Annotated in this window: 21 protein-coding genes; 10 read left to right on the forward strand and 11 right to left on the reverse strand. The window is 71.1% G+C overall.

Annotation, left to right across the window (positions count from 1 at the left end; all coding sequences use genetic code 11):
- Positions 1-16: 16 nt before the first annotated feature.
- The 3 genes from lysS (at position 17) to BN4251_RS01230 (ending at position 2,155) form a co-directional block, all read left to right on the forward strand.
- Positions 17-1,525 (forward strand): lysine--tRNA ligase, encoded by a 1,509-nt coding sequence (lysS, locus tag BN4251_RS01220; RefSeq protein WP_087483353.1) that lies wholly within the window; start codon positions 17-19, stop codon positions 1,523-1,525.
- 1 nt (position 1,526) lies between these two features.
- Positions 1,527-1,706, forward strand: coding sequence for a hypothetical protein (locus BN4251_RS01225; protein ID WP_087483354.1), 180 nt, complete (start codon positions 1,527-1,529; stop codon positions 1,704-1,706).
- Between the two features lie 119 nt (positions 1,707-1,825).
- Complete coding sequence (locus tag BN4251_RS01230) at positions 1,826-2,155, forward strand: histone-like nucleoid-structuring protein Lsr2 (RefSeq protein ID WP_087483355.1); 330 nt, start codon at positions 1,826-1,828, stop codon at positions 2,153-2,155.
- Positions 2,156-2,293: 138 nt separating this feature from the next.
- Here BN4251_RS01230 and BN4251_RS01235 read toward each other — a convergent pair whose 3' ends face one another.
- From BN4251_RS01235 to BN4251_RS01260, 6 genes are all read right to left on the reverse strand, one after another.
- Entirely contained in the window at positions 2,294-3,259 is a 966-nt protein-coding gene (locus BN4251_RS01235) for an aldose 1-epimerase family protein (RefSeq protein WP_087483356.1), read from the reverse strand.
- Entirely contained in the window at positions 3,256-4,017 is a 762-nt protein-coding gene (locus tag BN4251_RS01240; protein ID WP_087483357.1) for a LutC/YkgG family protein, read from the reverse strand. Before BN4251_RS01240 ends, BN4251_RS01235 begins: the two co-directional genes overlap by 4 nt.
- Positions 4,014-5,594 (reverse strand): lactate utilization protein B, encoded by a 1,581-nt coding sequence (locus BN4251_RS01245; protein ID WP_087483358.1) that lies wholly within the window; start codon positions 5,592-5,594, stop codon positions 4,014-4,016. The genes BN4251_RS01240 and BN4251_RS01245 overlap by 4 nt, the downstream gene beginning before the upstream one ends.
- A gap of 82 nt (positions 5,595-5,676) precedes the next feature.
- Positions 5,677-6,462 carry a (Fe-S)-binding protein gene (locus BN4251_RS01250; protein WP_087483359.1) on the reverse strand — a complete coding sequence of 262 codons (786 nt, stop codon included), beginning with the start codon at positions 6,460-6,462 and terminating at the stop codon, positions 5,677-5,679.
- A 79-nt stretch (positions 6,463-6,541) separates the two neighbouring features.
- A complete protein-coding gene (locus tag BN4251_RS01255; RefSeq protein WP_087483360.1) occupies positions 6,542-8,026 on the reverse strand; it encodes a malate:quinone oxidoreductase in 1,485 nt (494 codons plus the stop codon).
- A gap of 129 nt (positions 8,027-8,155) precedes the next feature.
- Positions 8,156-8,398: a DUF6458 family protein gene (locus BN4251_RS01260; RefSeq protein WP_087483361.1), complete on the reverse strand. Its 243-nt coding sequence runs from the start codon at positions 8,396-8,398 to the stop codon at positions 8,156-8,158.
- A 196-nt stretch (positions 8,399-8,594) separates the two neighbouring features.
- On the opposite strand from BN4251_RS01260, the gene BN4251_RS01265 reads away from it, so the two are divergent.
- The 3 genes from BN4251_RS01265 to BN4251_RS01275 all read left to right on the forward strand — a co-directional run bounded on the left by BN4251_RS01265 (position 8,595) and on the right by BN4251_RS01275 (position 12,726).
- The gene (locus BN4251_RS01265; RefSeq protein ID WP_087483362.1) at positions 8,595-11,174 is read left to right on the forward strand and encodes an ATP-dependent Clp protease ATP-binding subunit; all 2,580 of its coding nucleotides are present in this window, start codon (positions 8,595-8,597) and stop codon (positions 11,172-11,174) included.
- A 164-nt stretch (positions 11,175-11,338) separates the two neighbouring features.
- Complete coding sequence (locus BN4251_RS01270; RefSeq protein ID WP_087483363.1) at positions 11,339-12,220, forward strand: VTT domain-containing protein; 882 nt, start codon at positions 11,339-11,341, stop codon at positions 12,218-12,220.
- On the forward strand, positions 12,217-12,726 hold the full coding sequence (locus BN4251_RS01275) for an amino-acid N-acetyltransferase (RefSeq protein WP_087483364.1): 510 nt from the start codon (positions 12,217-12,219) through the stop codon (positions 12,724-12,726). The genes BN4251_RS01270 and BN4251_RS01275 overlap by 4 nt, the downstream gene beginning before the upstream one ends.
- A gap of 20 nt (positions 12,727-12,746) precedes the next feature.
- On the opposite strand, the gene BN4251_RS01280 is transcribed toward BN4251_RS01275, so the two are convergent.
- The 5 genes from BN4251_RS01280 to BN4251_RS01300 all read right to left on the reverse strand — a co-directional run bounded on the left by BN4251_RS01280 (position 12,747) and on the right by BN4251_RS01300 (position 16,047).
- The gene (locus BN4251_RS01280) at positions 12,747-13,721 is read right to left on the reverse strand and encodes an HhH-GPD family protein (RefSeq protein ID WP_087483365.1); all 975 of its coding nucleotides are present in this window, start codon (positions 13,719-13,721) and stop codon (positions 12,747-12,749) included.
- Between the two features lie 5 nt (positions 13,722-13,726).
- A complete protein-coding gene (gene mscL / locus BN4251_RS01285) occupies positions 13,727-14,155 on the reverse strand; it encodes a large conductance mechanosensitive channel protein MscL (RefSeq protein WP_087483366.1) in 429 nt (142 codons plus the stop codon).
- 60 nt (positions 14,156-14,215) lie between these two features.
- Positions 14,216-14,848, reverse strand: a complete 633-nt coding sequence (locus BN4251_RS01290) for an SAF domain-containing protein (RefSeq protein ID WP_087483367.1) — start codon at positions 14,846-14,848, stop codon at positions 14,216-14,218.
- Between the two features lie 110 nt (positions 14,849-14,958).
- On the reverse strand, positions 14,959-15,306 hold the full coding sequence (locus BN4251_RS01295; RefSeq protein ID WP_087483368.1) for an FmdB family zinc ribbon protein: 348 nt from the start codon (positions 15,304-15,306) through the stop codon (positions 14,959-14,961).
- 75 nt (positions 15,307-15,381) lie between these two features.
- Complete coding sequence (locus BN4251_RS01300) at positions 15,382-16,047, reverse strand: 5-formyltetrahydrofolate cyclo-ligase (protein ID WP_087483369.1); 666 nt, start codon at positions 16,045-16,047, stop codon at positions 15,382-15,384.
- Between the two features lie 111 nt (positions 16,048-16,158).
- On the opposite strand from BN4251_RS01300, the gene BN4251_RS01305 reads away from it, so the two are divergent.
- The 4 genes from BN4251_RS01305 to BN4251_RS01320 are packed head-to-tail and all read left to right on the forward strand — an operon-like array spanning position 16,159 to position 20,269.
- On the forward strand, positions 16,159-16,785 hold the full coding sequence (locus tag BN4251_RS01305; protein ID WP_087483420.1) for a GNAT family N-acetyltransferase: 627 nt from the start codon (positions 16,159-16,161) through the stop codon (positions 16,783-16,785).
- A gap of 36 nt (positions 16,786-16,821) precedes the next feature.
- Complete coding sequence (locus BN4251_RS01310) at positions 16,822-17,703, forward strand: hypothetical protein (RefSeq protein ID WP_087483370.1); 882 nt, start codon at positions 16,822-16,824, stop codon at positions 17,701-17,703.
- 1 nt (position 17,704) lies between these two features.
- Positions 17,705-18,907, forward strand: a complete 1,203-nt coding sequence (locus BN4251_RS01315; RefSeq protein WP_087483371.1) for an alanine racemase — start codon at positions 17,705-17,707, stop codon at positions 18,905-18,907.
- A gap of 36 nt (positions 18,908-18,943) precedes the next feature.
- Positions 18,944-20,269: a D-arabinono-1,4-lactone oxidase gene (locus BN4251_RS01320; protein WP_087483372.1), complete on the forward strand. Its 1,326-nt coding sequence runs from the start codon at positions 18,944-18,946 to the stop codon at positions 20,267-20,269.
- Positions 20,270-20,325 lie beyond the last annotated feature (56 nt).

Raw genomic sequence — 20,325 nt, forward strand, 5'->3', positions numbered from 1 at the left:
TGAGACAATCGCGGGCATGAGCGAGAATCTCCCTGGCCCCGACACGACGGACACCTCCGACCAGGTCGCGGTCCGAAAGTCCAAGCGGGAGCGGCTGCTGGCGCGCGGCGAGGAGGCCTATCCCGTCTCGGTGCCCGTGACCACCAGCATCGCCCAGGTGCGCTCCGCCTACGGCCATCTCGAGGCCGGCCAGGAGACGCAGGACGAGGTCGGCGTGGCCGGCCGCGTGGTGTTCCAGCGCAACACCGGCAAGCTCGCCTTCGTCACCCTCCAGGACGGCGCCGGGAAGCGCCTGCAGATCATGGCCTCGCAGGCCGTGATCGGCGAGGAGCGCCTGGCCGATCTCAAGGCCGACGTCGACCTGGGCGACCACGTCTTCTTCCACGGCCGTGTGGGTGCCTCCCGGCGCGGCGAGCTCAGCATCTTCGCAGACAGCTGGCAGATGGCGGCCAAGGCCGTGCGTCCCCTACCCGTGCTGCACTCCGGGCTCTCGGAAGAGTCCCGGGTCCGTCGCCGCTACGTGGACCTGATCGTGCGCCAGGACGCGCGCGACATGGTGCGCCAGCGTGCCGAGGTGATGCACTCCCTGCGCAGCTCCTTCCACGAACGCGAGTTCGTGGAGATCGAGACCCCGATGCTGCAGGTGATCCCCTCCGGCGCCGCGGCACGGCCCTTCGTCACCCACATGAACGCCTTCGATCTGGACCTCTACCTCCGCATCGCCCCCGAGCTGTTCCTCAAGCGCGCGGCTGTGGGCGGGCTCGAGAGGGTCTTCGAGATCAACCGCAATTTCCGCAATGAGGGCGCAGATTCCACGCATTCTCCCGAGTTCGCGATGCTCGAGGCCTATCAGGCCTACGGGGATTACGACACGATCGGAGAGCTGACCCGTCAGCTCGTGCAGGAGGCCGCGGAGCGCGCGACCGGTTCCCAGGTGGTCACCCTCGCCGACGGCTCTGAATACGACTTCTCCGGGGAATGGGACAAGATCACCGTCTACGGCTCCCTCTCAGAATCCCTCGGCGAGGAGATCACCCCCGAGACCTCGCCGGCGCGGCTGCGGGAGATCGCCCGTTCCCTCGAGCTGGATCTGGATCACCCCAAGTACGGGCACGGCAAGCTGGTCGAGGAGCTGTTCGAGCACCGGGTGGGCGATCACCTCCACGCCCCGACCTTCGTGCGCGACTTCCCGGTCGAGACCAGCCCGCTGGTGCGTGCGCACCGCAGCGAGCCCGGCGTGGTCGAGAAGTGGGATCTGTACGTGCGCGGCTTCGAGCTCGGCACCGGCTACTCGGAGCTCGTGGATCCGGTCATCCAGCGCGAGCGCTTCGCCCAGCAGGCGGAGCTCGCCGCGCAGGGCGATGACGAGGCTATGCGCCTGGACGAGGACTTCCTCGAGGCGATGGAGTACGCGCTGCCGCCCACCGGCGGCATGGGCATGGGCGTGGATCGCCTGCTCATGGCGCTGACCGGCCTGGGCATCCGCGAGACGATCCTGTTCCCGCTCGTGAAGCCGGAGGCCTGAGATGGACTCCGGATTCTGGTTCGAGGCCGGTGCGCTGCTCCCGTCGATCGGCGTGGGGCTGCTGTTCTGGTTCGTGATCAGGGCGATGATGCGTGCAGATCGCGGTGAGCGCGAGATGGAACGAGAAGCGGAACGCCAATACCGTGAACGCCGTGCCAAGGATGAACCGAATCACTCTTAGTGGGTGAATGCTGTAATGCATTTGAAATCTGCCCGTGATACACAGATACTGTTGCTCGGCGCGGAACTCTCCAGAGATCGCGTGGAACTATGAAGCCAGATCAACGAGGGAGAACCCCTATGGCACGGAAGACGTACGTGGAGCTGATCGACGATCTCACCGGCGACAAGGCCGTGGAGACCGTCAGCTTCGCTCTGGACGGAGTCGCCTACGAGATCGATCTGTCCGAGGAGAACGCCGCGAAGCTCCGCGAGGAGCTCGGCAGCTGGACCGAGAAGGCGCGTCGCGTCGGCGGACGCCGCGCACGGGGCACCTCCGGCTCGCGCAGCAGCTCGAACGACTCGGCGAAGATTCGTGAGTGGGCGCGCGAGGCCGGCTACGAGGTCCCGGACCGCGGCCGCATCTCCGGCACCATCCGCAAGGCCTACGAAGAGGCTCACGGGGAGTGATCCCCTCACCTCCGGGACGCGGCTGACGCCGCCCCCAGGGGTCCCCTCAGCACGCCAAGGGCCCGTCACCATCGGTGGCGGGCCCTTGGCGTGCTGTGCCGCCGGGGCGACGGATACCGCGCGCCCCGGCGCGTGAGATCACCAGCCGCGCAGGGTCCAGGAGGCCACGTGCTCCGCGCCGGGGGCCAGGCGCACCACATCGGTGCCGCTGCGGAAGGCATCGGGCGGGCAGGTCATCGGCTCGACCGCGAGACCGAGGCGGTGGTTCTCCGGCTCGGGACGGTCACCGGTGTGGACCTGCAGCCAGGGGAGCTCCTCCCCGGCGGTGAGCTCGACCCCGGTGCCGCCCGGCGCGGTGACCGTGATGGTGGTGCGGCCCTGCGCGTCACGGCCCAGATCCGTGAAGGCGTGGTCGACGAACAGCTCGCCGATCACAGCGGGGGAGCGGAAGTCGAAGGCGTCACCGGGTGCGACAGGAGCGGTGCCGGTGGGCAGCAGACGATCCTCGGTGACGGTGAGCACGGTGCCGGCCTCCATCCGCAGCGACCACTCGTCCAGCGGCTCGGGGCCCGCGACCAGGTACGGGTGCGGGCACACGCCGTAGGGCGCGTCCTGTGCGCCGATGTTCCGCGCCGTCACGGTCGTGGTGAGCCCCTCCTCGGGATCCAGCGCGTAGTGCACGGCGAGCACCAGGTGGAAGGGGTAGCCGGGGGAGGGGAACAGCTGGGTGCTCAGCACCAGCTCGTCCTCGGCGACCGTGGTCGGGGAGAACAGCTGGAAGGAGACCAGGCCATGGAGGGCGTTGCCGCGCTCGGGCTCGGTGAGGGCGGTCTGGATCTGCTGCCCGTCCCAGGTGTAGGCGCCGTCGCCGATGCGATTGGGCCAGGGCGCGACGATCGCGCCGCGGTAGAACTGCATCGGCCCGGTCTCCGGGCTGCGCACCAGCAGATCGCGCCCGCCCACCGTGAGGGACTCGAGGGTCGCGCCGACGGCCGAGATCTCGGCCGTGTAGGGCCCGGCGCTGAGGCGGAACAGCTGCCCGCGGTCGCGGGAGGTCCCGGCGGCGGGCAGCTCGATGCCCGCGGTGGGGGTGGAATCGTTCATGAGGTTCTCTCCTGTTCGGCGGACGGCTCTGCGCCCGCCTCGTCGTCGGGGGCGGGCTCGGGCTCCGGCTCGATGAGCACCACGTCGAGGCGGCGCGGCCCATGGACGCCCTCGACCCTCTCGAGCTCGATGTCGCTGGTCGCGCTGGGCCCGGAGATCATCGTCCAGGCCGCACGGGGATCCTCGCCCATGCGCTCGATCGCCTTGGGGACGCCCAGCACCACCTGCTCGGCCTCGACCACGATGACGTGGTGGTCCGGCACCAGCGAGATGGCGCGGCGACCGCCGCGACCGTCGGCGCGCAGCACGATCGTGCCGGTCAGCGCGATGGCGGTGTGGCACCCGGTGAGCACGGCGTCGATCGCATCGAGGTCGCGCGGGCTCGCGCTGCCGTCATCGACGATCAGATCCGCCGTGACCGCCTCGGTCCAGGAGCCCGGCAGCGCGGAGGGGACCACCACGGAGCGGGCCTCTCCCAGCGCGGCCGCGATCGCCGCCGGTGCCTGTGAGGCGGTGGTGCGGTGCACCACGGCGGTGTAGTCCTCGAGGCGCTGGACGAGCACCCCGCGCACCTTCTCGGGGGCGGTGCGCAGCTCCTGCTTGTCGTCGGCGCGCTGGTAGGTGCGCGGCACATCCTCGGCGGTGGTGATCTCGTCCCGGCGAGGGGCGGCCAGTGCGGTGCGCAGCCGAGCGAGGATCTCCTCCTTGGCGCTCACCCCGGGGGTGCGGGCCGGGCGCGCATCGTCCCACCCGCTCATGACTGCTCCTCCAGCCCGCTCCGGTCATCCTGTGGCGTGGAGTCCGTGGCGGGGGCGCTGCCGCCCCGGGCGCGGTCCTTCTCGCGCTGGTCCCACCAGGAGCGGAAGGAGGCGCCGGGCTTGGGGAGATCACGGTGATCGGTCCAGCCCGGGATCAGCGGGAGCGCACCGGGGAGCCTGCCGATGTTGGTGCCGCCCAGCAGGGAGGTGAGCGGCCCGGCGGAGCGCACCGCGAGGTCATAGGCGCGCGGAGAGGACATCAGCGTGCTCGCGCCCTGGAGGGCCAGGTCCCAGCTGCTGTGGAAGTCGCCGCGCGTCTCGCGCCTGCGGTCCACGTCCTGGGCGCGCAGATGCACCAGGATCTCGGGGATGTTGATCTTCACGGGGCAGACGTCATAGCAGGCGCCGCACAGGCTCGAGGCGTAGGGGAGGGTCGAGCTCGGGTCATCGCTCCCGCTCATCCCCGTCATCTGCGGCGAGAGGATCGCGCCGATCGGGCCCGGATAGGTCGAGCCGTAGGCGTGGCCGCCGGTGCGCGCGTAGACGGGGCACACGTTCAGGCACGCCGAGCAGCGGATGCAGTGCAGGGCGCTGCGTCCCTCAGGGTCCTCGAGCACCGCGGAGCGGCCGTTGTCCAGCAGCACCAGGTGGAACTCCTCGGGGCCGTCGCCCTCGTGGACCCCGGTGAACATCGTGGTGTACGGGTTCATCCGCTCCCCGGTCGAGGAGCGCGGCAGCAGCTGGAGGAAGACCTCGAGATCCTCGAAGGTGGGGACGATCTTCTCGATGCCCACCACGGAGATGAGGGTCCTGGGCAGGGTCAGGCACATCCGCCCGTTGCCCTCCGACTCGACGACCACCATGGTGCCGGTCTCGGCCACTGCGAAGTTCGCTCCGGAGATCGCCACCGAGCCGGGAATGTCCAGGAACTTCTCGCGCAGGAAGCGGCGGGCCGCCTCCGCCAGCTCGGAGGGCTCGTCGGTGATCGACGGGTCGAGGTCCGGCATCGCGGCGAGGAAGATCTCGCGGATCTCGGCTCGGTTGCGGTGGATCGCCGGAACCAGGATATGGCTGGGGGTGTCATCGGCGAGCTGGACGATCAGCTCGGCCAGATCCGATTCGATCGCGCGGATGCCGGCATGGGCGAGCACCTCGTTGAGGTTGATCTCCTGGGTGGCCATCGACTTGACCTTGAGCACCTCGTTCGCGCCCCGCTCACGGACCAGGCGGGTGACGATGTCCCCGGCCTCGTCCGCATCGCGGGCCCAGTGCACCACGCCGCCCGCCGCGGTCACGGACTCCTCGAGCTGCTCCAGCATCTCCGGGAGATGATCGGTGACCTGCCACTTCAGTGCGCTGCCGGCGCTGCGGAGCTTCTGCCAGTCGCGCACCTCGCGCACCGCGGCGCTGCGCTTGGACTGGATGGTGGAGGTGGCGCGGCGCAGGTTCCCGCGCAGCGTGGGATCGGCGAGCTCCTCGCGCGCCATGGCGGGGAACCCTCGCTGCCCGCGCAGGGTGGAGCTGGGAGAGGCGTGCTGCGGGCGGACCGACGGCATGCCGAGATCGACTGTGCTCACTGTGCTGACTCCTCGTTGCTCAGAGCGAAGCGTGCGGAGATCAGGGAACCCCGCGAGGCGATCGCCGCACCGTGCGCGGGGTTCACCGGGCCCTGCCCAGGATCGTCTCGGAGGGCACGAAGGGATCCTCGCGCGTGGAGGCGAGGATCTGGGCGAGGTGGATCGAGCGGGGCGCGGCGCCGGTGCGGCGCAGCTTCCCGCCGATGTTCATCAGGCACGAGGCATCGCCCGCGACCACGAACTCGGCACCGCTGCGCTCCACGTTCGCGGCTTTGTCGGTGACCATCGCATCGCTGGTCGCGTCGTTCTTGACGGAGAAGGTGCCGCCGAAACCGCAGCAGGTGTCCGATTCCGGCAGGTTCCTGATCTCGATGCCCTCCACGCCGCGCAGCAGCTTCAGCGGCCGCGCCCCGACCTTGAGGAAGCGCATCGAGTGGCAGGTGGGGTGGTAGGTCACCGCATGCGGGAAGTAGGCGCCGACATCGGAGACCTTCAGCACGTCTATCAGCAGCTCGGAGAGCTCGTAGGTCTTCGCCGAGACGGCCGCGGCACGCTCCTCGAGCTCGCTGTCGCCCTGGTGGCGGGCCACCAGCCGGTGCTGGTCGCGCACGCAGCCGGCGCAGGAGCCGGACGGCATGACGATCGCGTCGACCTCGTCGAGGGACGGCTCGAAGGTGTCCACGAACGAGCGCACCACCGGCGCGGCCTCCGTGTAATACCCGGAGTTGGTGTGCATCTGCCCGCAGCAGGTCTGGCGCTTGTCGAACACCACCTCGTGGCCGAGCCGCTCGAGCAGGGTGACGGTAGCCCGGGCGACGTCCGGCGCCATCACGTCCACCAGGCATGTGGTCATCAAGGAGATGCGCATCTGCTGTCCTTCCTCGTCATCATGCGCTCCGGCGGCTGAGGCGCCCGGGGCCACGTCGCTGCGGCCCCGGGAGCGGGGGTCAGGAGTGGCGCAGGCCCAGGGAGTCCGCGGTCGCCTCGAGAGTGCGGTGCGCCTCGTCGGCATCCTCGGAGAGCGAGCGTCCCCAGCTGGGGACCATCTGGGTCAGCGCGGGACGCCAGGCGTCGATGCGCTGGGGGAACATGCGCTCGAGCATGTTCAGCATGATGCTCGTGGCGGTGGAGGCGCCGGGGGAGGCGCCGAGCATGCCGCCGATCGAGCCGTCCGCGGAGGTGATCAGCTGGGTGCCGAACTGCAGCACGCCGTGCTTCTTCGCGTCCGGGGCGATCACCTGCACGCGCTGTCCGGCGGTGACCTCCTCCCACTGGGAGGGAACGGCGCTGGGCATGTACTCCAGCAGGGCCTCGAAACGCTGCTGGTGGGTGGCCGCGAGCTGGGAGCCGAGGTAGACCATGAGGTCGAGGTTCGGAGGTGCGACGGCCATCATCTGGGTGATGTTCGAGGGCTTGATCGACTCGAACAGGTCAGTGAAGCGGCCGGTCTTCAGGAACTTCGGGGACCAGCCCGCGTAGGGGCCGAACATCAGCGATCGCTTGCCGCCCACGTAGCGGGTGTCCAGATGGGGGACGCTCATCGGTGGGGCACCGACGGCCGCCTTGCCGTACACCTTCGCGTCGTGGCGCGCGATGATCTCCGGATCCGTGCAGCGCAGCCACTGGCCCGAGATCGGGAAGCCGCCGAAGCCGCGGATCTCGTCGATCCCGGACTTCTGCAGCAGCGGGAGGGCGTAGCCGCCGGCCCCGACGAAGACGAACGGTGCACGCACCACGCGCAGCGAGTCGTCCTGGGTCGAGCGGACCATCACGCCCCAGTCCTCGCCCATGCGGCGCAGATCCACCACCTCGGAGCCGGTCGAGACGGTGGTGGAGACGCGGGAGGCGAAGTCCAGCATCTGCCGGGTCAGCGCGCCGAAGTCGACGTCGGTGCCGTCGGGGGAGCGGGTCGCGGCGATGGTCTCGGTGACCGGGCGGTCCTGGGCGACCAGCGGCGCCCACTCGGCCAGCTGCGCGTGCTCGGTGGTGAACTCCATGCGGTCGAAGAGGGGGTTCTTCGCGAGCGCCTCATGACGCCGACGCAGGTAGTCCACGTTCTCCATGCCGTGCACGAAGCTCATGTGGGGGACGGTGTGGATGAACTCGCCGGGATCGCCGATCCGGTCGTTCTCCACCAGGTGCGCCCAGAACTGGCGGGAGACCTGGAACTGCTCGTTGATGGAGATCGCCTTGGTGGGGCTGACCGAGCCGTCCACGTCCTGCGGGGTGTAGTTCAGCTCGCACAGCGCGCTGTGCCCGGTGCCCGCGTTGTTCCAGGCGTCACTGGACTCCGCGCCCAGGGTGTGGAGCCGCTCGAGGACCACGATGTCCCAGCTGGGCTCGAGCTCGCTGAGCATCGCGGCGAGCGTCGCGCTGGCGACTCCGCCACCGATCAGCACCGCATCCGCACGGGTCACGTCCAGGTCTGCCATGTCTCTCCGTTCGAGCGTTCGCGGGATCCGCCCGGAGTGATCGCGCGCAGGGCTCGCGCGGCGCGGGCGGCCGTGCCGTCCAGGGTATCGCCTGGGACAGGGCAGGTGCCGCCCGCGGCGGGAGCGTCCTCAGATGCCCGCGGGAGGGTCCCTCCGCTCGGAGACGGAGCCTCCCGGACCGTTCTGCGTGCTCACGACCGTCTTGCGGGAGCGGAGCATGAGCAGCAGCCCGACCACGAAGAGCACGGCCCCCGCGACCATCAGGATCGTTCCGAGCATCGCGGAATCGACGCCGGGCATGTCGAACTCGAGCGCGAAGCGTGCGATCGCGCCGAGCACGAACAGGATGATGCCGCCGACGATGGCACCCATGGGACCTCCTGGGGGAGTGATGATGTGACGTGCGTCATGGTACGACGTCGGCGTCGGGCGAGGACGTGATCGACCGCGAGGTCGGCGGGCGAGCCGGCGCGATGGGGGGGGTGTCACGCCAGCGGCGAACAGGCGCCGCTTCCGCCCCGGATCCGCGTACTCTCGATCCATCACCACCACCGGACGGGGGAGGACCATGTTCGAACGCTTCACAGATCGCGCCCGTCGCGTCGTCGTCCTGGCACAGGACGAAGCACGGCTGCTGAACCACAACTACATCGGCACCGAGCACATCCTGCTGGGGCTCATCCACGAGGCCGAAGGCGTCGGCGCGAAGGCCCTCGAGGCTCTCGGCGTCACCCTCGATGCCGTGCGCGAGCAGGTGCGCGACATCATCGGCGAGGGCAACCAGACCCCGAGCGGCCACATCCCCTTCACCCCCCGCGCGAAGAAGGTGCTCGAGCTGAGCCTGCGCGAGGCGCTGCAGCTGGGCCACAACTACATCGGCACCGAGCACATCCTGCTGGGCCTGCTGCGCGAGGGCGAGGGCACCGCGGTCAAGGTGCTCTCCCGACTCAAGGCCGAGCCGTCGGCCGTGCGCCAGGAGGTCATCGAGCGCCTCTCCGGCTACCAGGGCAAGGAGCCGGCCAATGCCGGAGGCCCCGCCGAGGGCCAGCCCGCCGGTTCGCTGGTGCTGGACCAGTTCGGCCGCAACCTCACCCAGGCCGCCCGCGATGGCAAGCTCGACCCGGTCATCGGGCGCGAGCACGAGGCCGAGCGGGTCATGCAGGTGCTCTCGCGCCGCACCAAGAACAACCCGGTGCTGATCGGCGAGCCCGGCGTGGGCAAGAGTGCCGTGGTCGAGGGTCTGGCGCAGTCCGTGGTGGCCGGGGACGTGCCCGAGACGCTCAAGGACAAGCAGATCTACACCCTCGACCTGGGTTCCCTGGTCGCGGGCTCCCGGTACCGCGGCGACTTCGAGGAGCGCCTGAAGAAGGTGCTCAAGGAGATCCGCACCCGCGGTGACATCATCCTGTTCATCGACGAGATCCACACCCTGGTCGGTGCGGGTGCCGCCGAGGGCGCGATCGATGCCGCCAGCATCCTCAAGCCCATGCTGGCGCGAGGCGAGCTGCAGACCATCGGTGCGACCACGCTCGAGGAGTACCGCAAGCACATCGAGAAGGATGCCGCGCTCGAGCGTCGCTTCCAGCCGATCCAGGTCGACGAGCCGTCGGTGACCCACACCGTGGAGATCCTCAAGGGTCTGCGCGACCGCTACGAGGCGCACCACAAAGTGACCATCACCGATGCAGCGCTGGTCGCGGCGGCGAACCTCGCCGACCGCTATGTCAACGACCGCTTCCTGCCGGACAAGGCCATCGACCTGATCGACGAGGCCGGCGCCCGGCTGCGGATCCGTCGCCTCACCGCGCCGCCCGAGCTCAAGGAGTTCGACGCGCGCATCGAGGAGACCCGCAAGAAGAAGGAGGAGGCTATCGACGGGCAGGACTTCGAGCTCGCCGCCTCCCTGCGCGACGAGGAGCAGAAGCTCAAGTCGGAGCGTGACGACAAGGAGAAGGCCTGGCGCCACGGCGAGTCCGACGCCGTGACCACCGTGAGCGAGGAGGTCATCGCCGAGGTGCTGGCCGCCTCGACGGGCATCCCGATCGTCAAGCTCACGGAGGAGGAGTCCTCGCGGCTGCTGCACATGGAGGACGAGCTGCACAAGCGCGTCATCGGGCAGGACGAGGCGATCAAGGCCATCTCCCGCGCGATCCGTCGCACCCGTGCCGGGCTCAAGGATCCCAAGCGTCCGGGCGGCTCGTTCATCTTCGCCGGCCCCACGGGCGTCGGCAAGACGGAGCTCGCCAAGGCCCTCGCGGAGTTCCTCTTCGGCGACGAGGAGTCCCTCATCCAGCTCGACATGTCCGAGTTCGGCGAGAAGCACACCGCCTCGCGGCTCTTCGGCTCGCCCCCCGGCTACGTCGGCTACGACGAGGGCGGCCAGCTCACCGAGAAGGTGCGCCGCAAGCCGTTCTCCGTGGTGCTGTTCGACGAGGTGGAGAAGGCTCATGTGGACATCTTCAACTCGCTGCTGCAGATTCTCGAGGACGGTCGCCTCACCGACTCGCAGGGCCGGATGGTCGACTTCAAGAACACCATCATCATCATGACCACCAACCTCGGCACCCGGGACATCGCCAAGGGCGTGTCCATGGGCTTCACCGCGGGCGGCGACCTCTCCACCGACTACGAGCGGATGAAGTCGAAGGTCCACGAGGAGCTCAAGCAGCACTTCAAGCCCGAGTTCCTCAACCGTGTCGATGACGTGGTGGTCTTCCCGCAGCTGTCGAAGAAGGAGATCGTCGAGATCGTGGATCTCGAGATCGCCAAGCTCGAGAAGCGCCTGCACGACAAGGACATGTCCCTCACGCTCACCCCGGTGGCGAAGGACCTGCTGGCCGAGAAGGGCTACGACCCGGTGCTCGGCGCGCGGCCGCTGCGTCGCACGATCCAGCGCGACATCGAGGACACCCTCTCCGAGCGCATCCTGTTCGGTCAGGTCCAGGTGGGCGACGAGATCGTCGTGGACGCGGAGGGCGAGGGCCTGCTCGGCGAGCTGACCTTCTCCCGCCGTGGCGGCGACGGCTCCCTCGAGCCGATCTCCGAGGTGATCGATCTGGAGTCGATGACCCAGGCCCGTGCCGAGGACGTCACCCGGACCGACAGCTCGGCGCCCGAGGCCAGCAGCGCCGAGGCGAGCGCCAACTGATCACCGGTGCCGGCCCCGTCCACGAGACGGGGCCGGCACCTCCATCGCGCACGGCCCACCGGGCCGGACGCCCGCTCCGCCCGTGGTGACCGGGCAGGGAGCAAGCGCCCGAGGTGACCCGTCCCTCCTGGGCGGCACCCGGGCACCTTCGACGGAGAGGACGCATGGTCGACGCCATCGACTGGCTGCTGTCCCTGACAGAGCAGCTGGAGAACTGGATCCTCGGTGTCGCCGACGCCTGGTGGGTCCACCTTCTCGTGTACCTGTTCGCGGCCTTCGACGGGTTCTTCCCGACGGTGCCCAGCGAGTCCACGATCGTCACCCTCTCCTCGCTCTGGTCCACCTCCGGGCGACCCTCGATCATCCTGATCGGCCTGGCGGCCTGGCTGGGCGCCTTCACCGGCGACAGCGTCGGCTACCTGATCGGCAGCAAGATCGGCTGGGAACGCTTCCGGTTCCTGCGCGAGGGCAAGGGCCGACGCGCCGTCGAGGCCGCGGATCGCGGACTGCAGAAGCGGGCCCTGGTGTTCCTGATGACCGCCCGCTACATCCCCTTCGGGCGCACCGCCGTGAACCTCGTCGCCGGCGCCGTGCAGTACCCCCACCGCCACTTCTGGCCCCGCTCGCTGCTGTCCACCTTCGTGTGGGCGGTGTACTCGTGCGCGATCGGCGCCCTCGCCGGGGCGTGGTTCGCGCACAATCCCCTGCTGGGCATCACCATCGCCCTGATCGTCGCGTTCGCCATGGCACTGGTGCTCGAGCGGATGATCTCGTGGGTGCACCGCGTGATGGATCGCCGGGCCGAGCGCCGCGAGGCCGAGCACGCCCAGAGCGCCGACACCGAGGACGCCGACGCCGCCGGTGAGGACGCAGGCGACCAGGGCGCCGGGGCTGAGGACGCGGCGACGGGATCCGCCGAGGATGAGCGGGCGACGGTGCCGGCTGCGGAGCATTCCCCCGCCGAGGTGCGGGAGGAACCCGCCCCCGCCACGGCCGGAGCGGGCGAGTCGCCGAGCACGGCGAGGGGAGAGGGGAGCCCGGCATGAGCATCACCATCAGACCGGCGCTGCCTGCGGACGTGCGCGGCATCAACGCGCTCGTCGAGCCCATGACCCACACCGGGGTGCTGCTGGGCAAGGACCTGGTCTCCTACTACGAGGCGGTCCAGGAGTTCCTGGTCGCGACCGATGAGCACGGGACCGTGGTGGGATGCGGCGCGCTCCACGTGATGTGGGAGGACCTCGCCGAGGTGCGCACCCTGGCGGTCCATGACGCGCAGCGGGGCACCGGGCTGGGGCACCGGCTGCTGGACTCCCTGCTGGAGCGGGCGGTGCAGCTGGGCCTGCAGCGGGTGTTCTGCCTGACCTTCGAGGTGGAGTTCTTCTCCCGTCACGGCTTCGAGGTGATGAGCGAGGGCGTGGACCCCGATCTCTACAACCAGCTGCTGCGCTCACCCGACGAGGGGATCGCGGAGTTCCTCGACCTCGCCCGGGTCAAGCCCAACACCCTGGGCAACACTCGCATGATCAAGCAGCTCGATCGGGAGATCTGAACCCCGGCCGGGCCGCGGGGTCACGGCAGGCGCAGAGCCTCGCCCTCACGGACCGCGAGCCCGTCGCCGATCAGGGAGGCGGTGCAGCGACGCACCCGGGCCGGGTCCTCGAGGTCCAGGGCGAGCAGCTGCTGGTCATCGGCGGCACCGTCCCGGCGCAGCAGGGCCATGATCTGCCCGCGCAGCTGGCGATCGGTCCCCTCGAAGGCCTGTCGACGCCGGGTGTCCTCCGTCGGCGCCGGGCGCCCCTCGGCGAACCAGGCGCATCCGCCTGCGGACAGCGGGCAGTCCTCGCAGCGGGGCGAGCGGGCCGTGCACACCAGCGCCCCGAGCTCCATCACCGCCTGGTTCCAGGCGACCGACCGCTCCCGCTCGGCGGGAAGGCTGCGCGTGGCCAGGGCCCGTTCGGCCGCGCTGTAGGAACGGTCCGGCAGCGCCCGGCCCCTTCGTGACCGGGCCAGCACGCGGCGGATGTTGGTGTCCACCACCACCGCGCGCTCATGATGGGCGAAGGCGGTGACGGCGGCGGCGGTGTACTCACCGATCCCGGGCAGCGCCCGCAGCGCCTCCTGCCCGCGCGGCCCCTCCCCGCCGTGCTCGCGCACGATCGCACGGGCGCACTCCTGCAGGCGCAGCGCACGGCGCGGATAGCCCAGCCGGTCCCAGCGCCGCAGCACCTCGGCGGTGGGAGCATCGGCGAGATGGGCCGGGGTGGGCCACAGCCGGAGCCATTCCTCCCAGCGCGGCAGCACCCGCACCACGGGGGTCTGCTGGAGCATCACCTCGGAGACCAGGATCGCCCACGCGGAGACCCCCTCGTGACGCCAGGGCAGATCACGGCCCGCCTCGGCGAACCAGGCGATCACCGCCTCGACGGCGGACTCGTCGACCCCGGAGGCGGTGTCGTCAGCGCGGAGGCGGGCATCATGAACAGCGCGGGCCGGGACCTCGAGGTCCCGACCCGCGCCGTGGGAAGGTGCCGCGGCACCGTGCATATCGCTCAGACCTGCGGGGTGGTGCCGCCGGCCTGGGTGCCGCCGCGCTGCGCGGTGAGCGCGTCGCGGATCTCGGTCAGCAGCACGATGTCCTCGCTGACCGTGGTCTCCTCCTCCTCAGGCAGACCACGGCGCTTGCGATCGAGCTTGCGCGCGCTCGAGATGGGCAGCACGAAGACGAAGTAGACCACCGCAGCGGTGATCAGGAAGGCGATGACTGCCGAGAGGATCGCACCGATGTCGACCTTGGTGCTCTCGTTGGTGATCGTGAAGGCGAGGCCGTCGACGTTGCTGCCGCCGAAGACGTTGATCACCGGCTGGATCAGATTGTCGACGAACGCGCCGATCAGGGCGGTGAAGGCACTGCCGATGACGACACCGACCGCCAGGTCGATGACATTGCCCTGCATGACGAAGTCCTTGAAACCCTTCATGGGGTCATCCTTCTCGGGTCGGGGATGGGACGATCCGCGATTGCGGTTCCGGACGGGACTCTAATCGATCACAGCCAGCGATATGGTCCCTGTGCTGAGCGCGTGAGCCAGTTCTCGTGCGCCCTCACGCGGCACCGCCACGAGGATCTCGGGCATTCCGCCCGTGCCGTCGCCGAGCTCGGCGGCCCCGGCACTGCTCTCCGCTCCCTGCATGACCTGCGCCGTGATGCCGGCCCCGGCCCCGGAGGCGAGCTCGGTGGGGAACAGCTCGACCCGGGTGCCGGGAGAGAGGTGGGGCGCGAGGGCCCCCGGCACGGGCACCACCATCAGCGCCATCCCCGCGGGCAGCAGGGGATGCTCCGCCGCGGCGAGAGCCGTCGGCAGCAGCGGAGCGCCGGCGGGCAGGGGATGGGCGGTGCGCTGCCCGATCACCTCGTCGGGACCGCTCGGCGCGCCGACGGGCAGCAGCTCCTCGGCCACATGCACGGTCCGCAGGTGCTCGGCCTCGAGCACGGTGCCGGCAGGCAGATCCTGGTCGGCCACCACGGCGGGGACGCCGCGCACCGAAGGCGGCAGCAGCGAGGGCAGCAGTGCCGCGAGCATCGCGGCGAGGATCAGAAGGGCGAGGAGCCTGCGCCGTCGGCGCAGAGCACGGCGCCAGGCGGGCAGATGGGTGCGGAGTCGGCTGAGCATGAGGCCGACGCTAGGTCCGTGACGCCGTGCTCGCAGCGCCCTCGCCGCGACGGTGGACGAGCGCGGTATGGGGAGGAGAGGTCACCTCCGCACGGCCGCGCCCGTGAGGATCACGAGGCCGCGGCGGCGGGCTGCGCGCTCGAGGCGCCGCTGCTGCTCGAGGTGCTCGAGCTGCTGGAGGAGCTCGAGGCGCTCGAGCCGGACGAGGAGTCCGTGCTGCTCGCCGAGGAGTCGGAGGAGGAGCTCGAGGAGCTGCTCGAGGAGGTGGAGGTGCCGGAGGAGGCGGAATCGGTCGAGTAGAAGCCCGGGCCCTTGAAGACGATGCCCACCGAGTCGAAGACCTTGCGCAGCGCGTCCTGGGCGCACTCGGGGCAGGTCACCAGGGAGTCCTCGCTGAAGCTCTGGTACTGCTCGAAACGATGTGCGCAGCTCTTGCAGGCGTAGACGTACGTGGGCACGCTGATCCTCCGGGGTCTTCGATGGGCTGGTCGCGCACCGCGCGGACCATCGCACATCTTACGGCCGCAAAGGGCTCAGAATCCCGCCGACGTGACCAGTGAGACGAGGCCATCGGCGGTGAGCACGGCGGGGATCGGCACATCGTGCTCGCCGCGCACCAGCGCCCCCTTCTCGAGCAGCTCGTCGGGATGGATCACCGCGACCACCATCGCGCTCGGCGGGAGGGTGGTCAGAGCACGGTCGTAATAGCCCGCGCCGTGCCCGATGCGGGTGCGGGAGCGGTCCACCGCGACGGCCGGGATCAGCACCAGCATCGCCTCGGCCAGTGCTCCCGTCCCCAGACGCTCGCCCTGCGGCTCCCTGCCGAAGCCCTTCCCCGGGGAGCGGAGGAACTCGCTGGACCCGTCCCATGCGACCCACTCGAGCTCCTCGCCGGAGGCCGCCGCCGGGAAGGCGAGACGGGCGCCGGCGTCCGCGAGGCGGCGTGCCAGCGGCATCACGTCGGCCTCGGTGGGAGTGGGGTGGAACGCCGCGACCAGCGGCGGTGCGGCACCCTGCGCGGCGGCGTGGGCGACGGCCCGCTCGACCGCGACGACCAGGGGAGAGGCATGGGCGAGTATCCGCTCGGCCTCCTCGGTGCGGCGCCGTGCACCGGCCTGCCCGCTGTAGGTCTCGGTGCGCCGAGCCCGAAGGGTTCTGCGCAGCTCCTGCTTCCTCGCCGCCGTCGTCTCCGCGTCCATGCGACCAGACTGCCATGACCGGGCAGGTGACGGGGCGGGAACCGGCACCGCACAGGCCCGCGGAGCGAGGATCTGCGCATGCGGGCGCGCGCGGCGCTCTACGATGACGCGATGGTTCACGTGTGGCCGCTGCAACTGCGCGACGGGGAGCTGGCGCTGCGCCCGCTGCGTCGGCGCGATCGTGCGGTCTTCGAACGGCTGCGGGAGCGCAATGCCGAGTGGCTGCGTCCCTGGGACGCGACCGATCCCGAGCACGGGCGTGCGCTGCCGCCCTTCCGCATCCTGCGCCGGGCGAACGAGGCGCAGGCGCGACTGGGCACCCATCTGCCGCTGGTGATCACGCTGCACGGGGAGCTGGTCGGCCAGATCACCGCCGGCCCGATCCAGTACGGGGCGGTGCGCTCGGCGACCCTCGGCTACTGGATCGACCGCAGGGCCGCCGGGCGCGGAGCGGTGCCCCGCGCCGCGGCGCTGCTGATCGACCACCTCTTCGCCGAGCTGGGCATGCACCGCATCGAGGTGACCGTGCGCCCGGAGAACGCCGCGAGCCTGCGCGTGGTCCAGAAGCTGCATCTGCGCCCCGAGGGGATGCGGCAGGCGGCGATCCATGTCGACGGTGCCTGGCGCGACCACCTGGTCTTCGCGCTGACCGCCGAGGAGGTCGCGACCGGGGACGACGGCAAGGGTGTGCTGCGACGACTCCGCAGAGAGTTTCCCGGCGACACGCCCACGATGTGACCAGGGGAATCACACCGGTGTCACTAAGGTGACGGTGTGGAGACCATCAACCTCGGAGCCGTCCTCTTCGGCATCTTGCTGCTGCTGTGGCTGACCTACGCCCTGCCGCGCACCGCGAGCCGTCGCGACGTGATGGGCCGAGCCCGCGCCGCCGACGAGGCGGAGATGACCTCCCAGGCGCGGGATCTCTCCGCGGCCGTCCACGCCCGCCGCACCACTGCCGAGGTGAATCCCGCCATGTCCCAGGACCGTCTGCTCCTGCGCCCCGCCGATCCCACCCGTCGGCCCCGGTTCGACGCCGAGCCCGGCACCCGCATCGACCACGTCCAGGAGCTCGCCCGTTCCCGCCGCCTGCTGCGCATCGTGCTGCTGGGCCTGCTGGTCACCACCGCCGTGCTCACCGCCCTCGCCGTCGCCCAGATCCTCTCCTGGTGGCTGCCGGCGATCGCCGCGGTCGGCGTCGTCGGCTACCTGGTGGGTCTGCGCCGCGTCGAGCTCGAGCGCCGCGCCCGGCTCACCCGCGCCGCGACCCTGGCCCGGCAACGCCGCGCGCAGGAGGAGACCGAGCGCCGCCGCGCGCGCACCGAGGAGCAGGCGCAGGCACCTGCGCCGCGGGCTGCGCAGGGACAGTCTGCCGTCCCGGCCCCGGCCGCCCTCGAGGACGGCGCCGAGCGCTCAGCGGAGCAGGTCGCACGGCCGGGGGAGTGGACTCCCCGCCCCGTGCCGCGCCCCACCTACGCGCTGCGCGGCGAGGTCGATGACCTCGCGAGCCGTCACGCCGCGCACCGCCAGAGCATGCTGGCCACCTCCGTGCCGCTCGAGAACGAGAAGGTCGAGGAGCTCGAGGCCGTCGACGAGGGCTTCGCCCCCGCGCAGGACCTCCACCTCGACGAGATCCTCGCCCGCCGTCGGGCCTGAGATGAGCCCAGCCCGCCGGCTCGAGGACCTCTCGGCGCTGCTGGCGCGCGAGGGATGGGCCGAGCGCCCGGTGGCGGTCCTCGATCTCGACGCCTTCGACGCCAACGCCCAGGATCTGGTGCGCCGCGCCGCCGGGACCCCGCTGCGCGTCGCCTCGAAGTCGCTGCGCGTGCGGACGCTGCTCGAGCGGGTGCTCGCCCGCCCCGGCTTCGCCGGGATCCTCGCCTTCACCCTCCCCGAAGCGCTCTGGCTCGTCGCACACGGGGCCCGCGACGTCGTGGTCGCCTATCCCACCGCCGAGCGCGGTGCGCTGCGCCGGCTCGCGAGCCGGCCCGAGGCGCTCGAGGCGATCACGCTGATGATCGACGAGACCGCGCAGGCCGATCTGATCCTGGACGCCATCGAGGATCTCGCCCCCGCCGGGCGGATCCGGGTGGCTCTTGAGCTGGACGTCTCCTACGCACCGCTGCCAGGGGTGCGCTTCGGCGCGCTGCGCTCACCGGTGCGCACCCCCGCCCAGGCCGCAAGGCTGACCCGGGAGATCCTCGCCCGGCCGCGCCTGCAGCTGGTGGGCCTGATGGCCTACGAGGGCCACATCGCCGGGGTCACCGACGTCGCTCCGGGCCCCTATGGCGCGGCGGTGCGCACGATGAAGCGGCTCTCCCGCCCGGACGTCGCCGCACGGCGCGCCGAGGCGGTCGCCGCGGTGCGCGAGCTGGCCGAGCTCGAGTTCGTCAACGGCGGCGGCACCGGGTCGATCGAGTCCACCGCCGCGGAGGAGGCCGTCACCGAGATCGCCGCCGGCTCCGGCCTGCTCGGCTCCGGGCTGTTCAGCAGCTACCGCGACTTCGCCCCGCGCCCCGCCCTGCTGCTCGGCGCGAGCGTGGTGCGCCGGCCCGCCCCCGGGGCGGCGACCCTGCTGGGCGGGGGATGGATCGCCAGCGGCGTGCCCGGCCCGGACCGGCTGCCGCGCATCCTGCACCCCGGCGGCCTGCGGTTCGCGCCACAGGAAGCTGCGGGCGAGGTGCAGACGCCCGTGCTCGGCCCCGCGGCCGACGCGCTGCGGGTGGGGGACACGGTGTGGCTGCAGCACGCGAAGGCGGGCGAGCCCGCCGAGCACTTCGGCCAGTACGTGCTGGTGCGCGGCGAGGAGATCCTCGGAACCGTGCCCACGTACCGCGGTGAGGGTGCAGTCTTCCTCTGAGACGCGCTGGGCGCCGAGGCCACGATGGAGGAGTCGATGAGGACGAACGCACGCAGGCACCGCAACTGGAGCGGCTCGGTGCGCTTCAGCCCGCAGCAGGTGCGCCGGCCCACCAGCGAGGCCCAGGTGCTCGAGGCGCTGCGCATCGCGCGCGAGCGCGGCTGCTCCCTGCGGGTGATCGGCGGCGGGCACTCCTTCTCCGCCCTCGCGGCGACCGACGGGATCCTGCTGAGCCTCGATGACTGGCAGGGCCTGGTCGCCGCCGACGCGACCACGGGCCTGGTGACCCTGCGCGGCGGGACCCGGCTCTGGGCGATCGCCGAGCTGCTGGGACCGTACGGCCTGGCGCTGTCGGTGATGGGGGACATCGACCGGCAGGCGATCGCCGGCGCGATCCAGACCGGCACCCACGGCACCGGCGCACGCTTCACCGGCTTCGCGGGGATGGTGCGGGGCCTGCGCCTGGCGCTGCCCGACGGGACGATCGTGGACACCTCGCCCACGCAGGATCGGGACCTGTTCGAGGCGGCGCGGCTGGGGCTGGGCACGATCGGGGTGATCCTCGAGGTCACCCTGCAGTGCGTGAGCGCCTACCGGCTCGAGCTGGTCGAGACCACTGCGCCGCTCGAGGAGACCGCCGCGCACTTCCTCGACGACTCCGCTCGCGCGGACCATCACGAGTTCTTCTGGTTCCCCCGCACCGGCCGCGCCACCCAGCGCACCATGCGCCGCCTCCCTGCGGGCACCGCCCGCGTCCGGCCCGCCCGTGCGCTCGAGCTGCTGCAGAGCGAGGTGCTCGGCAACGGGACCTGGGAGCTGATGTGCCGCGGCGCCGCCCTGGTGCCGTCGCTCAGCCGTCCCGTGGCGGAGATCGCCTCGCACGTCCTGGCCGGGCCACGAGTGGTCGACGACTCCGCCTCCGTCTACGCGGCCCCGCGCCGGGTGCGGTTCCACGAATCCGAGTGGGCGCTGCCGGCGGACCGCTTCGAGGAGGCGTTCGCGGCGCTGCGTGCCCGCTTCGCGCAGGAGGACGTGCGGGTCACCTTCCCCCTCGAGATCCGCCGCGTCGCAGCGGACGACGTCTGGCTCTCGACCGCCCACGAGCGAGACTCCGTCTACATCGCCGCCCATCGCTACCAGGCGGAGCAGGCGGGGCCGTACCTGCTGATGGTCCAGCGCACCCTCGCCGCCTTCGACGCCCGGCCGCACTGGGGGAAGCAGCACTGGCTCGGCGCCCGCGAGCTCGCGCAGCTGTACCCCCGCTTCGAGGACTTCACCGCGGTGCGCCGGGCCGTGGACCCCGACGGTGTGCTCATGACCCCGTACCTCTCTCACCTGCTGGAACATCGCGCAGCGCGCTGAACAGTCCGCACCTCAGGCGAACGCTCCTGCGCAGTGCGGGGCGGCTAGCCTGGCGG

Origin of the sequence: Brachybacterium massiliense, assembly GCF_900184245.1 — a bacterium.
Taxonomy (GTDB): domain Bacteria; phylum Actinomycetota; class Actinomycetes; order Actinomycetales; family Dermabacteraceae; genus Brachybacterium; species Brachybacterium massiliense.